Source organism: Leucobacter aridicollis (genome assembly GCF_013409595.1).
Lineage (GTDB): Bacteria > Actinomycetota > Actinomycetes > Actinomycetales > Microbacteriaceae > Leucobacter > Leucobacter aridicollis.
In genome coordinates this window covers 769,507-785,286 of sequence record NZ_JACCBD010000001.1, presented here as the reverse complement: position 1 = coordinate 785,286, position 15,780 = coordinate 769,507, and the positions used below count along the sequence as shown (strand labels likewise).

Genomic DNA, 15,780 nt, shown 5'->3' with positions numbered 1-15,780 from the left:
TGCTGCTGCGGCCCAACCTTGCCCTTGCGCTAGCCATGGGATCTGCGGCTGCGGCCCAACCTTGCTCTTGCGCTGGCCATGGGATCTGCACCCGCAATGGCGAAACAGGGACGCTTCGGGCTTCGGATTGCAGATCCCATGGGTTACCGCCGACACTTCAGGGCTGTTCGAGGCAAAATCTCAGTTTTCCCGCCCGCAACATTTCCTATGATCGAAGCATGGATGATTGTCATAGACCCAAGCTCACCCCAGCCCGGCCGCGAAACGCGGCTCGAATGCGGGGTGAGCATTGAGTTCCGAGATCTGGGGAATCGTCATCGGCGTGCTCCTCACCGTGGGCACCGGATTCTTCGTCGCCTCGGAGTTTGCCCTCGTTAACCTCAACCGCAGCGACCTTGAACGGCGCCAGGCGCAGGGCGAGAAGGGCCTCCGGCTCACGATCTCAGCCCTACGCGTCACGTCGACGCACCTCTCGAGCGCGCAGCTCGGCATCACGCTGACGACGCTGCTCGCGGGCTTCACGTTCGAGCCGGCGATCAGCTCGCTGCTCCGTGCACCGCTCAGCGGCATCGGACTGCCAGAGGCGGTGATCCCCGGAGTCGGCGCCGTCGTGGCGATCACGCTCGCGACGCTGTTCTCGATGATCATCGGCGAGCTCGTGCCCAAGAACTTCGCGCTCGCCGTCCCACTCGCGACCGCCAAGATCGTCGTTCCGTTCCAGCTCGCGTTCACGTTCGTTCTGAAACCCGTGATCCTGTTCTTCAACGGCACGGCGAATCGGGTGATCCGATCGTTCGGCATCGAACCGAAGGAGGAGCTCTCGGCCGCGCGCAGCGCCGAGGAACTCGGCTACCTGATTCGCCGTTCGGCGACCGAGGGCCTGCTCGACGCGAACGATGCAGACATTCTGCACCGGACGCTGACGTTCTCGACCCGCACCGCCGACGCCGTCATGACTCCCCGAGTTCGCGTTGTCGCGCTCCCGAGCACGGCATCCGTGCAGGACGTGATCGACGCCTCGATTGAGAGCGGCCACTCGCGCTTCCCGGTCTACGGCGACGACATCGACGACATCATCGGCATCGCCCACGTGAAGGCCGCATTCGCGATTGACGACGAGCGGCGCGCAAGTGCGCCCGTGAAATCGATCACCTCGACGATGCTCCGCGTTCCCGAGTCCGCAGGGTCCGATACTCTGCTCGGCGCCCTTCGCGACCGTGGTTACCAGATCGCGGTCGTCGTTGACGAGCACGGCGGAACCGCCGGCGTCGTCACTCTTGAGGACCTGATCGAAGAGCTGCTCGGCGAGCTGCTCGACGAGCACGATGACCCGTCGATCCTGAGCGAGGACATCATTCCTGACGGAGACTCGGTCCTCTTCAATGCCGCGCTCCGGCCCGACGAACTGTGGTCCAGGGCCCGAATCCGCGTTCCAGAAGACGAGGAGTACGACACCGTCGCCGGTTTCTTCCTCACAATGCTTGAGCGCATCCCCGAGGTTGGCGAAATCGTCGAGATTGCCGACGGCACGCTCGAGGTTGAGGCCGTCTCAGGCGCTCGAATCGAACGACTGAGATTCACCCCAACCCCCGCAGAGCCCGGCGCGGCTGACGCCGCCGAGCCCACCGCAACGACGACGGAGCACGCACGATGAGCGAGTACATTCCTGGCCTGATCTGGCTCTTCGTACTGCTCGCCGTAAACGCGTTTTTCGTCGGAGCTGAGTTCGCCGTGATCTCTGCGCGACGCTCGCAGATCGAGCCCCGAGCGGCCGCTGGCAGCCGTGCCGCGAAGACCACCCTGTGGGCGATGGAGCACGCGACCCTCATGCTCGCGACGAGCCAGCTTGGCATCACTGTGTGTTCGCTGCTCATCCTCAATGTGTCGGAGCCATCGATCAAGCACCTGCTTGAGGTGCCGCTCGCGTGGACCGGGCTCACCCCGGGGATGGTGACGGGCGTGGCGTTCGGCGTCGCCCTCGCGCTCGTGACGTTCCTCCACGTCGTGTTCGGTGAGATGATTCCGAAGAACATGGCGTTCTCGGTCCCCGACAGGGCAGCGCTCATTCTTGCGCCGCCGCTCGTGTTCGTCTCGCGCATTGTCGGCCCGCTCATTCGTGGCCTGAACTGGGTCGCGAACGGGATCCTCAGGCTGTTCAAGGTGACGCCGAAGGACGAGGCGACGAGCGCGTTTACGCTCGACGAGGTTGCGAACATCGTTGAGCAGTCAACGCTTGAGGGCACGCTCGTCGATGCGTCGGGCACGGTCACCGCGGCGTTCGAGTTCACTGAGAAGACCGCGGCCGACGTCGTGCTCCCGTTCGAGTCGCTCGTCGTGCTCCCCGCCTCGGCAACCCCGCGCAACGTGCAGCTTGCCGTGGCGAAGCACGGCTTCTCCCGGTTCGTCGTCGCGGCCGGCGACGGCGCCCCGGTCCAGTACGTGCACATCAAGGACGTGCTCGATCTCAGCTCGGCGGAGCACCGGGACTCCCCCATTCCGGCCGACCGGCTCCGCGATCTTGTGGACGTCGCAGCGAGCGCAGAGCTTGAGGACGCGCTGACGCTGCTGCGCTCTGACGGCAGTCACCTCGCGCGGGTCACCGACGAGCACCGCACCCCGACGGGCATCCTCTTCCTTGAGGACATCGTCGAGGAGCTCATCGGCGAAGTGCAGGACGCAGCCCAGCGCTAACGCTGGTGTTCCGCGAACCGTAGAACTGTCATCGGCCCAAGATATGCCGGAGCCCCACGGGGAAGGCATATCTTGGGCCGATCACATACGGATGGTCGGTGAGACGGGCGCCAGCGGCAGGTTGGAGAGACTGGACGTGGCTGAGCAGGCCAAGCAGGCCAGCCAGCAGGACCTACCCCCAGAGGTCGAAGCCGAGCTTCACCACGAGCGCGGCGACGATGATGAGGAACAGGATCCGCACGAACCGCGCCCCGCGGGCGATCGCCATCTTGGAACCGAGCACGCTGCCCGCCACGTTCGCGACAGCCATGAGCATGCCGAGCGGCCACAGCACTGCGCCGAGCGGGATGAAGAGCAGCAGCGCGCCGAGGTTCGTCGCGAAGTTCACGATCTTCGCCTGCGCGCTCGCCATGAGAAAGTCGTAGCCGAGTAACGCGACGAGCGCGATCACGAGAAACGTGCCAGTCCCGGGTCCGATAAGCCCGTCGTAGAATCCGATGGCCGCCCCGGCGAGCCCCGCGAGCACCACGTGCTTCGCGCCCGAGTGTTTGAGCTTCGTGACGGCGCCGAGCGCGGGCTTGAAGATCGTGATGAGTGCGACGACAACCAGGGCGATCATGATGATCGGGGTGAACACCTCGGCGGGGAGAAACGCCGCGAGTGAGGCGCCGCCCACGGCTGCGGCGAGCGCGATCGCTGCCATCGGGAGGGCGGTCTTGAGACTCGGGCGCACGGACCGGTAGTAGCTCACGCTACTCGCTGCCGTCCCGAACACTGACGCGAGCTTGTTCGTCGCGAGCGCCTGGACCGGCGCGATGCCGGGCACGAGCAGCAGCGCAGGCAGCTGAATGAGCCCGCCGCCGCCGACCACCGCGTCCACCCAGCCTGCGGCGAAGGCGGCGAGGAGCAGCAGCACGAGCCCGCCCCAGTCGAGCCCCTCAGGCATGAGCGCGAGCGACAGGGCCATCTGGCTCATGGGTGTGACCTCTCAGCGTGTGGAGTTGGTGGTGTGGCGACACATGTCCGCCGGGCAGCGCGAAACGGGCCCCGCACTGCGGAGCCCGTTGTCGCTATCTTCCGCCCTGTACTGAGAGTACCTCGGTGACGGTGCCGCCCTCGTGCATTCGCGGGTCGGGCCCGCCCTGCGCGAGCCCCGGCCCGACCGAAAGACCCGGGTCTCCGGTGCCGCGTCCGCCGCTGCGCAGTCGCCGCTCAAGGTAGTGTGCGATCCCCGAGAGGATGAAGCACATCACGATGTAGATGCCGCCAATGACGAAGGCCGACTGAAGCAGCGGCCGCCCAAACTGCACGTTCGAGCTGAACTGCTTCGCGAGGTACAAGAGTTCGGGGTAGGTGATGATGAAGCCGAGCGCCGTATCCTTCATCGTCACGACGAGCTGGGACACGATGACGGGGAGCATGGCGCGCACTGCCTGCGGCATGAGGATCAGGCGCATCACGCCGCTCTTGCGCAGCCCGATGGCGTACCCGGCTTCCTTCTGGCCACGCGGCAGGGACTCGACGCCGGCGCGGATCACCTCGGCGAGCACGGAGCCGTTGTACACGATCAGCGCGATGACGACCGCCCAATAGGGTTCCATCTTCACGCCGACCGACGGCAGTCCGTAGTACAGCAGCATCATCATGATGAGCACGGGCATGGCCCGGAAGAGTTCGGTCACCGTCGTGACTGGCACCCGCACCCACTTGTGGTCGGAGAGCCTGCCGATCGCGAGCACGAAGCCGAGGATGAGGCTGCCGATGGCGGCGACGCCGAAGGCTGCGAGGGTCTTGCCAAGCGCGCCAAGGATCTGCTCCCAGATCGTCGAATAGGTGAAGAGGCCCCACTTCTTCGCGGTGAACTGACCCGTGAGGTAGAAGCGGTAGAGCAGGAAGCCGATGACGGCGGCGACGACAACGATCGTCACCACCGCGAGGATGCGGTTGCGGCGAATCGCTTTCGGACCGGGAACGTCGTACAGCACTGATGCGGTCATCGCGCGATCCTCCATTTCTTCTCAAGCCGGTTTTGCAGGAGGCTCAGCAGCATCACCATCGCGACGAAGACTGCGGCGACCCAGAGCAGGACCTCCATGGGGCTGCCCGGGCGGTCGCCCGAATCGTTGATCGCGGCGCGCAGCTGCGCGAGCTCGGCGATCGAGAACCCGGCCGCGACCGTTGTGTTCTTGAGGAGCGCGATGAACACGCTCATCATGGGCGGGACGACGGAACGGAATGCCTGCGGGAGGATCACGCTCGTCATGACCTGCCCGAAGGGAAGGCCGATCGCGCGGGCGGCCTCGGCCTGCCCGACGGGAACGGTGTTGATGCCGGCGCGGATGACCTCAGCCACGTAGGTGGCCGTGTAGACACCGATCGCGATGATGCCGAGCACGGTGAGGTTCATCCTGCCGAGCCCGAGCGCCGGGTAGCCGAGCACGAAGAAGAAGAACACCAGCGTCAGGGGCGTGTTCCTGATGAGGTTCACGTAGACGGTGCCGACACCGCGCGCGATGGGCACCGGCGAGACTCGCATGGCCCCAACGATCAGGCCGAGCACGAGGGCGATCGCCCCGCCGCCGAAGAACACGAGCAGCGTGTTCCTGATCGCGGTCCCCCAGAGATCCAGGTTCCCGAAGATGACGTCCATTCGTCTTCCTTCTGTGAAGATGGCGCCCGGGGGCGGGGGTGGCTCCCGCCCCCGGGCATTCGTGCGGTGTACGCGCTACTTAGTAGGCGTCAACCTTGGGCTGGTCGACCTTGATGCCCGACTCGCCCAGGTTCTGGTCGAAGATCTGCTGCCAGATGTCGCCGCCCTCGGTGAAGAGGTCGTTGATGTGCGCGCGGAACGCGTCGTCGCCCTTGGCCAGGCCGACGCCGTACTGCTCCTCGGTGAACACCGGGCCGCTCGTGACCTTGAGCTCCTCGGGCTGCTGCGCCGCGTAGCCGATGAGGATCGCCTGGTCGGTGGTGACCGCGTCGACCTGGCCGTTCACGAGGTTCTCAACGCACGCCGAGTACAGGTCGAACTCCTGCGGCTTGATCTCCGTGAAGTTCTCCTTGATGTTCTGGATCGGGGTCGAGCCAGTCGCGGAGCAGACGGTCTTGCCGTTCAGGTCCTCGAGCTTCTGGTAGTCGGTGTCGTCCGAGCGGACGAGCAGCCCCTGGCCGGTGATGAAGTACGGGCCGGCGAAGTCGATCTCCTGCTTGCGCTTGTCGTTGATCGAGTAGGTGCCGACGTAGTAGTCGACGTCGCCGTTCACGATCGCCTGCTCGCGGTTTGCGGACGCGATTGCCTTGTACTGGATCTTGTCCTCGTCGAGGCCGATCGAGGCCGCGATCCAGCGCGCGATGTCGACGTCGAACCCGGTGCGCTCCTTCGTGACGTTGTCGTAGTAGCCGAGGCCAGGCTGGTCTTCCTTGACGCCGATGACGACCTTGCCGCGCTCTTCGATCTTGTCGAAGGTCGGGCTGCCCTCGAGCGTGAAGCCCTCGGCCACGGTCCACGGGGTGCTGGTCTCGGCGGGGGCGGTGGTGTCGCCGCCCTCGGGTGCCGCGGGGCTACCGCTGTTACAACCGGTCAGCGCCAGCGCTGCGGCCGCAACGAGACCAGCTGCTGCAAAAGCTTTCTTGAATCGCATGAGCGTTCCTTTCGATGGGGGTTCCGGGCCGCCCGGGTGGGAGGCCCGCTGGGTCAGTTCGTGATGAGCTTCGACAGGAAGTCCTTTGCCCTGTCGCTCTGGGGGTTCGTGAAGAACTCGTCGGGCGTTGCCGACTCGATGATGTGGCCGTCGGCCATGAAGACGACGCGGTCGGCGGCCTTCCGGGCGAACCCCATCTCGTGGGTGACGACAACCATCGTCATCCCTTCCTTGGCGAGGCCGACCATCACGTCGAGCACCTCGTTGATCATTTCGGGGTCGAGCGCGCTCGTCGGCTCGTCGAACAGCATCACCTTCGGGTGCATAGCGAGGGCGCGCGCGATCGCGACGCGCTGCTGCTGGCCGCCTGAGAGCTGCGCGGGCAGCTTCGACGCCTGCTTGTCGACGCCGACGCGTGTGAGGAGCTCCATCGCCTCGCGGTTCGCCTCGGCCTTGGACTTGCCGAGCACCTTGATGGGCCCGAGGGTGACGTTCTCGAGGATCGTGAGGTGCGCGAACAGGTTGAACGACTGGAACACCATGCCGACCTCGGCCCGGAGCCGCGCGAGCCCCTTGCCCTCGGCCGGGAGCTCCTTGCCGTCGATCCGGATCGAGCCGCTCGTGATCGTTTCAAGTCGGTTGATTGACCGGCAGAGCGTCGACTTGCCGGAGCCTGAGGGGCCGATCACCACGACAACCTCGCCACGGTTCACCGTGAGGTTTACGTCGGTCAGCGCCTGAAAATCACCGTAGTGCTTCTGCACGTTCTCGACGACGACCAGCGGTTCGCTCGCACTCATCTATGTTCCACCTTTGGATCCTGACCGCGAGCGCGGGCTGCGCTGCGTCGGCACACTACTTGGGTTGCCAGGTTCGAAGCGCGAAGCGTTGCTCGCCCTTGAACCGATCAGCCCCACGCTAGTAAGCGGCAATCTCCAAAGTCACGGCCGTTGAGGGTATCTTGAGCCTCGTCTTGAGCATTCCTTGAGGTTTGCGAGCGCTACTTACGGCTCTGCACGTAGTAGCGCGCGGCGCCGTCGTGCAGCGGCAGCGGGCTCGTGAAGATCGCCTGGCGGCGGTCCAGCAGCGCCGCAGCGGGAACGGTGCGGGCGATCGCGGTGCGCGACTCGAACAGCGTTCTGGTGAGCTCGGCGACGACATCTTCGGGCGCATCGGCCGAAGTGACGAGGTAGTTCGGGATCGTCATCGTCTCGACGGGTTCCGTCGTCCCGTACGTGCCGAGCGGGAAGTCCGAGAGACGATAGACGCCGGCGTGACCCGAGTTCACCTTCTCGACGGTCTCCGGCTGAATCGGCAGGATCTTGACCGGTGTCTTCTCCGAGAGTGCAGCAATGCCGGGCGTCGGCACGCCGCCGACCCAGAAGAAGGCGTCGATCTCGCCCCGCGCGAGCGCGTCGACCGAGTCCTCGAGGCCGAGTTTCGCGCTCACGAAGTCGCCCTGCTCGACCCCGGCCGCGCGGAGCACGCGGTCGGCGATCACCGTCACGCCCGAGTTCACCTCCCCCACGGAGACGCGGAGCCCGGCGAGATCGGGAATCGCTTCGGCAGGCGAGTCAGCGGGCACCACGACCTGCACGTACTCGTCGTACACGCGCGCCACGCCCTCGATATGCAGCGGCACGTCGAAGGCCCCCACGCCGGAGATCGCGTCGGCCGCGGCGTCGGCCTGGGCGAAGCCGAGGATGGCCTCCCCGCGGCCGACGCGGAGCAGGTTGTCCACGGAGCCGCCCGTGGCCGCGACCGTGATGTCGAAGCCGTCGTCTCGCAGGCTGTCGGCGAGCGCGCCCCCGTAGGAGTAGTAGATGCCGGTCGAGACGCCGCCGGCGATCACGTGCGAGCCGGAGTCACGCGCCGGCGACCCGCAGCCCGCGAGCGCCGACGCGGCGAGGGCTCCGACGAGGGCGAGCGCGAGCAGCCACGACGCGCCCCGCGCTCGCGACCGCCGTGCCTGTGTGCCACTACGCATCCCTGCCCTCAGCTTCTTGATCTGCGATCCCTGCCCCGCCGCTCGCGGGCAGGCGGAGCGTCACCTCGAGCCCACCGCCCTCGGGAGACGACAGGGTGAGGCTGCCGCCGAGCGCGTCGAGGAGGTCCGACGCGATCGCGAGTCCGAGCCCGGATCCCGGAACGTTTTGATCCTGAGGGCTGCGCCAGAACCTGCCTGTTGCCTGCTCGAGCTGCTCGGGTTCCAGCCCGCGGCCACGATCCCGAACCGAGATCGTGTGGGCGCCGTCGACGGAGGCGACCGTCAGATCGATGACGCTGCCCCGCGGTGCGAACTTCAGCGCATTGTCGATGATGGCGTCGAGGGCGGTTTCGACGGCCATGCGGTCGGTGACGGCGAACACGCCTGGCTCGGTCCGGGTGTGGAACACGACCCACCCGTCCGCGGCCCGGTCGTGCCAGGCCGACGCGCGCTCGTCTGCGAGGTCGGCGAGGTCGACGGCAACAAACGCCGAGTCCGATTTGCCGTCGCGAGCGACGTTCAGGAGCGTGTCGAGGATCCGGGTCATACGCCGGCCCTCCTCGCGCGCGTTCTCGATGTCGTCAATCCAGCCCTCGTCGAGCCCGGTCGCGAGGTACTCGACGCGCATCAGCAGCGCGCCGAGCGGGTTGCGCAGTTCGTGGGAGGCGTTCATCACAAACTCCTGCTGCCTGGTCATTACGCGCTCGATCTCGTCGGCCATCTGGTTAAACATGCGCACCATCCGGCGCGCCTCGGGCGGACCGGTCTCGTCGTCGATGCGGGCGCCCATCTCGCCGTGCTCGATGGCAGCCATTGCGCTGTCGAGGCGGTGCAGGGGCCGCAGCACCCACCGCGCGAGCCGGTTCACCGCCCACACGAGCGCGACGATGATGAGCGCGCTGACGGCGAGGAGCGCCGCCCACTGCGTGAGGATCTCGCGCCGGGGCGCCTCGGTGCTCGCGGAGATGCGGACCGCGCCGATGACGCTCCCGTCGTCAAACACGGGTTCGACGATGACGGTCTCGCCCTTTGCCCACGGCAGCCGCTCCCCCACGAGTTCGCCACGTCTGCCGGAGAGCGCGAGACTCACCTCGTCGGCGGACGCCTCGCTCAGGATCGGGGTGCGCACGCTCGAGGCCCAGACCGCGCCCGAGCGGTCGAAGACCACGACCTGCGCGCCGTAGAGGGAGCCGTAGCGCCGCAGTTCGGTCTCGATCATCGCAGGATCGCCGGCTCGCAGCGCCTGGCTCGACCCCGTCGTGAAGTACACGACGTCGCTGAGCAGCTGGGACGACGCCTGCTGCTGGATGGCGCGGGCGGCGCTCCAGCCGTACGCGCCGCCGAGCACGAGCAGGATGATTGTCATCGGCACGAGGAAGACGACGAAGAGGCGCTTGCGCACGGGCTAGCCTGCCGTCAGCCTGTACCCGACGCCGCGCACCGTCGCGATGAGCGACGGCCGGTTGAGCTTGCGCCTGATCGAGGCAACGTGCACCTCGAGCGACCGGCTGAAGCCTGTCCAGTCGGTGCCCCAGACCTCCCTGATGATACGGTCGCGCGGCGTCACGACTCCCGGGTAGCGCGCGAGCACGGCGAGGATGTCGAACTCCTTCGGGGTGAGCTCGACGGCCTCGCCGTCGGCGAGCACGAGCCGATTGGCGAAGTCAATGTAGAGCCCGTCGAGCTCGACGTTCGAGCTCTCGTCTGGCGAGGGCGCGGCCGAGCGCGCGCGACGCGTGACGGCCTCAATGCGGGCGATAAGCTCGCGCACGTCGTAGGGCTTCACGACGAAGTCGTCGGCACCGGCGTGGAGCCCCTTGATCCGCGACTCGACGTTGCTGCGCGCGGTCGCGATGATGATCGGGACGCTGCTCACTCCGCGGATGCGCCGGCAGACGTCGAGCCCGTCCATGTCGGGCAGCCCGAGGTCAAGGATCACCGCTTCCGTGTCCTGCCCGACTGCCTCGATCCCGGATGCCCCGTCCGCGGCACGGCTCGTCGTGTAGCCGGCCTGGCGCAGGTACGCGCTCAGTGCCTCGGCGACGCGGGCGTCGTCTTCGACGATCAGGATGTTCATGAGGTGCTTTCTTGGGCGGTTCGGCTGGACTGCTGTGCTTCCAGCGTAGCCGGGCGCAGCTGTCTGCCGCGCGTCACGCAATCTTCGCGCGAGAAAGTCGTGCCGCGCTCACCCGAAACGGCTAGGCGCTCGCCGCGCCTGCGTGCGCCACCACGGCGTCGGTCAGCTCACCCGCGCACTGCCAGGGGATCGAATGCCCCATCCGCTCGATGGCGTGGAGGCGCGCCCCGGGGATCGCGGCCGCCGTCGCGATCCCGCCTGAGATGCCGATGAGCGGATCCGCATCGCCGTGCACCACGAGCGTCGGCGTCGCGACCCTGCGGAGTCGCTCCGTGCGATCGCCGTCGGCCTGGATCGCTTGCAGCTGCCGCGCGGTGCCCGCGAGGTCGACGCCACGCGCCCAGGTCATCTCTGCGGTCTCGCGCGCCCGCTCGAAGTCTGGGTAGTGCGGGCCAGCGAGCGCCGCGTGGTAGCGCTCCGAGAACGCGAGGTATGCCTCCCGGCTGTCGGTGGGCGCCGGGGTGAGGAACACCCACTTGCTCTCCTGCTGCGGTCTGCCGACGGCGCGGTCGCCCGTCGTCGACATGACCGACGTGAGCGAGCTCACGAGCTCGGGCGCGAGCAAGGCGAGGTGCTGGGCGATCATGCCGCCCATGGACATGCCGACCACGTGCACTGGGCCGACGTCGAGCGCGAGGATCAGCTCGCGCAGGTCGCCGGCCATGTCGACGAGTCCGTACGCTGCGCGGAACTCGTCGCCGGCCCCGAGCCCGGCGTGGCGGCCTGAGGCGTCGGTCAGGCCGGCGTCCCGGTTGTCGGCGGCGAGCGTCGCGTAGCCCGCCGCGTGCAGGCCGGCGATGAGTTCGGGCGACCAGGCGGTGCGGTGCATCGAGAGCCCGGCGATGAGCAGCACCGTCCCCCGCAGCGGCGTGCCGAGGAGGGAGTAGTTCACCCTCCCCGTCGAGATCTCGCAGAACCGCTCGCCGTCTGGTTCGAGCAGGTCGTGCAACTGCTGTTCGTCGGTGATGCGCGCCATTGCGGGTCGACCTTTCGTCCACGCCGGCCGGCTCGGCTGCCGACCGACTCGTCACCTCGACTCTGCCGCATCCGGCTGCGAGATGCCAGCGTGCCCGGCGCTGCCCGCGGGCGTCAGACGCCGGCTACCGCGCTCAGTTCGGCGCGCTCGTGAAGCTTCGCCCTGAGCGCTTCGCCAGCGACTCGAAGGCCCTCCGCGTGCGCGGCGACGATGGGCTCGGCGTCGGTGAGTCGCCAGTCTGCGCCGTACGATTCTCGCGGCAGCGTCATCTCGACGCTCGGGGCGACGACGTCAAACCCGATGAATTCGAGCACGCTGCCGAGCTGCGCGGCCGCGGCCGGCCCGCCGTGGCCACCGTAGCTCACGATGAAGGTCGGCTTCGCCTTCCACTCGTGGAACAGGAAGTCGATCGCGTTCTTCAGCGATGCCGGGTAGCCGCCGTTGTACTGCGGGGTGAGGAAGACGACCGCATCGCTCTCGGAGACGACGGCGCTCCACGCCTTCGTGTGTTCGTGCGCGTACTGGCCCATCGCGGGCATGAGCGGCTCGTCGAGCATCGGCAGGCCGACCTCTGCGAGGTCGACAATCTCGACGCGGGCTCCGGTGATATCAGCGAGCACGGGGGCGAGTGCCGCGGCGATCTGGTCGCCGACGCGCACCGGGCGCACGCTGCCGACGATGATCTTGATGAGCTGCGTGTCAGAGGAGGTGGTCATGCGAGGTGCATCCTTTCAGCGGGCGCTGTGAGATCGAAACGTGGTGCCACGAACGGCACGGCCCAGATGCACTCAACGCTTCCGCGGCGCTTCCATTCCCGGCCGCGCACCGTATCTTTTCGTACGTCAGGAACACCCGTGTGTGCGTGACACATTGAGGTTCGCGAAGGCTAGCCCGAAGCCTGGGCAACCGAATACTCTGGAGCCAACGGAGGAGGCTTCATGGGAGACGCCCACGCACAGCACAGCGCCAGCACGGCGACCGCGACGACCACGCTCGGCGAGGTGCGCGGTCGCACTCGAGACGGCATCCACAGGTTCCTCGGCATCCCCTACGCGCGGGCGCCGTTCGGCGAGCTGCGGTTCGCGGCGCCGGAGCCGCCCGCGGCCTGGTCCGAGCCGCTCGCAGCGGCCGAATTCGGCCCAACCGCCCCGCAATCGCCCTACCGTGGCGACCTCGGCGAGCTCATCAAGGTGCCCACGATCGAGGGCACCGAGATCCTCACCGTCAACGTCTGGGCGCCGGCGCGCGCGACGCAGGCGCCCGTCGTGCTCTGGCTCCACGGCGGCGCACTCGAGCGTGGCGCAGCGGCCCAACCTGGGTACGACGGCAGCACGTTCGCGCGCGACGGGATCGTGTTCATCTCGGCGAACTACCGCCTCGGCGCCGAGGGCTTCAGCGTGCTCGACGGCTCCCCGCTGAACCTCGGGCTGCGCGACGCGCAGCTGGCGCTCGACTGGGCGCACCGTGAGGCGGCGGCGTTCGGAGGCGACCCGGCCCGCATCACCGTCATGGGCGAGTCCGCGGGCGGAGCGCTCGTCGCGGCCCTGCTCTCGCAGCCGGCCGCGCGCGCCAAGGTCGCCGGCGCGATCATCCAGTCCGGGCCGCTCGAGGCGGTCGCTCCCGAGAAGGCACGCCGCGCTTCGGACGCGATCGCGAAGCGCCTCGGCGTCCCCGCAACGCGGGCAGGCTTCGCCGCCGTTGACCCCGCCGAGCTGCTCCGGGCCCGTGCCGAGATCGCTGCGGGCGGGTCCCCGCTCGGCGGGACCCCTGGGTACGCGCTCGCGGTCGATCCCGAGTCGCTCCCGGCGTCGCCCGATGCGGCGCTCACGGGCGTCGAGATCCCGATCCTCATCGGCACGAACACCGACGAGTACCGCCTCTGGCTCACGCCTGAGGCCGTCGCCGGCATCGGATCCGCGAAGGCGTGGCTCGCACGCCTCGCCATGCGCGTGCCAGGCGCGGCGGCGCGCGCGGTGCGGGCGGCGTTCCCGGCGGCCTCTCCCGGCGAGCGGCTCGGTCAGATCGTCACGGATCGACTGCTCCGGGCGCCCGCGACCAGGCTCGCGCAGGCGCGCACCGCCCCCACGTTCGTGTATGAGTTCGCGTGGGAGAGCCCCGTCCGCGACCTCCGGGCGGCCCACGCGCTCGACATCGCGTTCGCCTTCGATCTGCTCGAGGACGACGATGCCCGGCGACTCAACGGCGACGGTGCCCCCGCCGCGCTCGGGGCCGAGATGCACGCCGCCTGGGTGGCGTTCATCCGCGACGGGAACCCCGGCTGGCCCGCGTTTCGTGACGGCCGGTCGACTCGCGTCTTCAACACCGAGTCGGTGACCATTCCCCAGCGCCGGGCGGCAGTGGTCGACGCGCTGAGCTAACACCCAGACTGTCAGGACGGCCCGCACGCCCCTTGCGCGTCGCAGGCCGTCCTGTACCCTGGAACTATGCATCACCACTTCTTCCTGTAACGGTCGCTGCGCCTGCCCCTCGTCGAGTCATCCGAGTGCGGCAAGCACAGCTCTGACCCGCTGGGTCACCGTTATGTGCGCACCCTGCAGCCGCGCTGCCGTGCGCCCTGGAGAAGGAATCCAATGCACACCCCTGAACACGCTATTCCGGCGCGCCAACGCGCCCAGATCACCGCAGCCGGAGTCACCGTGCTGCGCGGCGCGACCCGCGTCCTTGCCGACGTCGATCTCGTCGTCTCCCCGACGTCGCGCATCGGGATCGTCGGAGAGAACGGCCGCGGCAAGACGACGCTGCTGCACACGCTCGCCGGCACCATCCGCCCCGACGAGGGGTCGGTGCGGCGGATCGGCACGCTTGGCCTCGCCGAGCAGGAGATGTCCGCCGCGCCTGGCGCGACTGTCGGCACCGCCGTCGCCCAGGCGATCGCCAGGCCGCTGGCGGCCCTCACCGCCCTCGACACCGCGGCGGCCGCGCTCGCGGCGGGTGGCGCTGCGGCCGGAGAGCACGCCGCTGCAGAGACGGTCTACGCCGAGGCGCTCGAGGCGGCCCAGGCCCTCGATGCCTGGGACGCGGAGCGGCGGGTGACCGTCGCCCTCGAGGCGCTCGGCGCGGAGACCGACACGGGTGCTCCGCTCGACAGACTGTCGGTCGGGCAGCGCTACCGCGTGCGCCTCGCCTGCCTCCTCGGCGCGGATCACGACTTCCTCCTGCTTGACGAACCGACGAACCACCTCGATCGCAGCGGCCTTGAGTTTCTCACGGCGCAGGTTCGGCAGCGCCCCGGCGGGGTCGTGCTCGTCAGTCACGACCGGGCGCTCCTCGCCGACGCCGTCGAGACGATCGTTGATCTCGATCCAACGCCTGACGACCGCCCACGGGTCTACGGCAGCGGGTACGCCGGGTATCGCGAGGGCAGGATCGCCGAGCGGGCACGCTGGGAGCAGGCGTACGAGCGGCAGCGCGCCGAGGCGGCGAGGCTGCAGGAGAGCCTGTCGAGCGCCCAGAACCGGCTTGTGTCGGGCTGGCGGCCGGAGAAGGGCACCGGGAAGCATGCCCGCGCGACCCGGGCAGGGGGCCTGGTGCAGAGCGTGCACCGTCGGCAGGAAGCGCTCGACGCCCACGCCGTGACCCTCCCACCGCCGCCGCAGGCGTTCGCGTTCCCAGACCTCACGGCGCCGGCCGGCATCGAGCTCCTCACTGTCGACGGTGTCAGCGTCGCGGGGCGGCTCGCCGGCCCGGTATCGCTCGCGCTCAGCCGTGCCAGCCGGCTCGTCGTGACAGGACCGAACGGGGCCGGAAAGTCGACGCTGCTCGCGGTCGCAGCGGGTGAGCTCGAGCCCACGTCGGGTCGCGTGCGCGCCCACGGGGACGCGCGGATCGGGTGGCTCCGACAGGAGTCGCAGGTACCGGGAGATCGACGAGCCGCCGACGTCTTCGCGGACGCCATGGGCGGGCTCGTGGCCCGCGGCATACTGGGCGAGCACGAGGCCATCGGGCTCTCGCAGCTCGGACTGTTGCGCCCCGCGGAGTCGGGAAAGCGCGTTCGCGAGTTGTCGATGGGCCAGCAGCGGCGGCTCGACCTCGCGCTCGTCCTCGCGGCGCGACCGAACGTGCTGCTGCTCGACGAGCCGACGAACCACCTGTCGATCGCACTCGTCGACGAGCTCACCGAGGCGCTCGGCGCGACCGATGCCGCGGTGCTCCTGTCGTCACACGATCGCCAGCTCCTGCGCGACGTCGCGGGCTGGCCGCAGCTCACGCTCAGCCCGGCTGCCGTGTAGCGGGTCGGCCCTCTGGCGCCCAAGCCCCCGGCGCGGAACTGGGGAGGGCAGCGCAAGCACACCAAGCGCTGTCCTCCCCCAATGCGAGACTTTTGCGT

General features: G+C 68.5%; 14 protein-coding genes. 4 read left to right on the top strand and 10 right to left on the bottom strand.

All coding sequences use genetic code 11. The annotated features are described in order from the left end of the window. The first annotated feature begins 289 nt into the window (after positions 1–289). Both BJ960_RS03490 and BJ960_RS03485 read left to right on the top strand, forming a co-directional pair. On the top strand, positions 290–1,654 hold the full coding sequence (locus BJ960_RS03490; RefSeq protein WP_185986281.1) for a hemolysin family protein: 1,365 nt from the start codon (positions 290–292) through the stop codon (positions 1,652–1,654). Then, a complete protein-coding gene (locus tag BJ960_RS03485) occupies positions 1,651–2,691 on the top strand; it encodes a hemolysin family protein (RefSeq protein ID WP_185986280.1) in 1,041 nt (346 codons plus the stop codon). The genes BJ960_RS03490 and BJ960_RS03485 overlap by 4 nt, the downstream gene beginning before the upstream one ends. A gap of 172 nt (positions 2,692–2,863) precedes the next feature. Here BJ960_RS03485 and BJ960_RS03480 read toward each other — a convergent pair whose 3' ends face one another. From BJ960_RS03480 to BJ960_RS03435, 10 genes are all read right to left on the bottom strand, one after another. Continuing rightward, complete coding sequence (locus tag BJ960_RS03480) at positions 2,864–3,637, bottom strand: TSUP family transporter (protein ID WP_202229198.1); 774 nt, start codon at positions 3,635–3,637, stop codon at positions 2,864–2,866. Between the two features lie 124 nt (positions 3,638–3,761). Then, positions 3,762–4,688: an amino acid ABC transporter permease gene (locus BJ960_RS03475; protein WP_237463623.1), complete on the bottom strand. Its 927-nt coding sequence runs from the start codon at positions 4,686–4,688 to the stop codon at positions 3,762–3,764. After that, positions 4,685–5,341: an amino acid ABC transporter permease gene (locus BJ960_RS03470; RefSeq protein WP_119283222.1), complete on the bottom strand. Its 657-nt coding sequence runs from the start codon at positions 5,339–5,341 to the stop codon at positions 4,685–4,687. The genes BJ960_RS03475 and BJ960_RS03470 overlap by 4 nt, the downstream gene beginning before the upstream one ends. 79 nt (positions 5,342–5,420) lie before the next feature. Beyond that, on the bottom strand, positions 5,421–6,332 hold the full coding sequence (locus tag BJ960_RS03465; RefSeq protein WP_185986277.1) for a glutamate ABC transporter substrate-binding protein: 912 nt from the start codon (positions 6,330–6,332) through the stop codon (positions 5,421–5,423). A gap of 53 nt (positions 6,333–6,385) precedes the next feature. Then, a complete protein-coding gene (locus tag BJ960_RS03460) occupies positions 6,386–7,132 on the bottom strand; it encodes an amino acid ABC transporter ATP-binding protein (protein WP_185986276.1) in 747 nt (248 codons plus the stop codon). Positions 7,133–7,332: 200 nt separating this feature from the next. Beyond that, positions 7,333–8,319 (bottom strand): TAXI family TRAP transporter solute-binding subunit, encoded by a 987-nt coding sequence (locus BJ960_RS03455; RefSeq protein WP_185986275.1) that lies wholly within the window; start codon positions 8,317–8,319, stop codon positions 7,333–7,335. After that, the gene (locus tag BJ960_RS03450) at positions 8,312–9,721 is read right to left on the bottom strand and encodes a sensor histidine kinase (protein ID WP_185986274.1); all 1,410 of its coding nucleotides are present in this window, start codon (positions 9,719–9,721) and stop codon (positions 8,312–8,314) included. Before BJ960_RS03450 ends, BJ960_RS03455 begins: the two co-directional genes overlap by 8 nt. A 3-nt stretch (positions 9,722–9,724) precedes the next feature. Beyond that, positions 9,725–10,396: a response regulator transcription factor gene (locus BJ960_RS03445; protein WP_185986273.1), complete on the bottom strand. Its 672-nt coding sequence runs from the start codon at positions 10,394–10,396 to the stop codon at positions 9,725–9,727. Between the two features lie 121 nt (positions 10,397–10,517). Then, the gene (locus BJ960_RS03440; protein ID WP_185986272.1) at positions 10,518–11,432 is read right to left on the bottom strand and encodes an alpha/beta fold hydrolase; all 915 of its coding nucleotides are present in this window, start codon (positions 11,430–11,432) and stop codon (positions 10,518–10,520) included. A 113-nt stretch (positions 11,433–11,545) separates the two neighbouring features. Beyond that, a complete protein-coding gene (locus tag BJ960_RS03435; protein WP_185986271.1) occupies positions 11,546–12,148 on the bottom strand; it encodes an NADPH-dependent FMN reductase in 603 nt (200 codons plus the stop codon). A 222-nt stretch (positions 12,149–12,370) separates the two neighbouring features. On the opposite strand from BJ960_RS03435, the gene BJ960_RS03430 reads away from it, so the two are divergent. Together BJ960_RS03430 and BJ960_RS03425 are read left to right on the top strand one after the other, a co-directional pair. Then, positions 12,371–13,810, top strand: coding sequence for a carboxylesterase/lipase family protein (locus tag BJ960_RS03430; protein ID WP_185986270.1), 1,440 nt, complete (start codon positions 12,371–12,373; stop codon positions 13,808–13,810). Between the two features lie 213 nt (positions 13,811–14,023). After that, a complete protein-coding gene (locus BJ960_RS03425; RefSeq protein ID WP_185986269.1) occupies positions 14,024–15,682 on the top strand; it encodes an ABC-F family ATP-binding cassette domain-containing protein in 1,659 nt (552 codons plus the stop codon). Positions 15,683–15,780 lie beyond the last annotated feature (98 nt).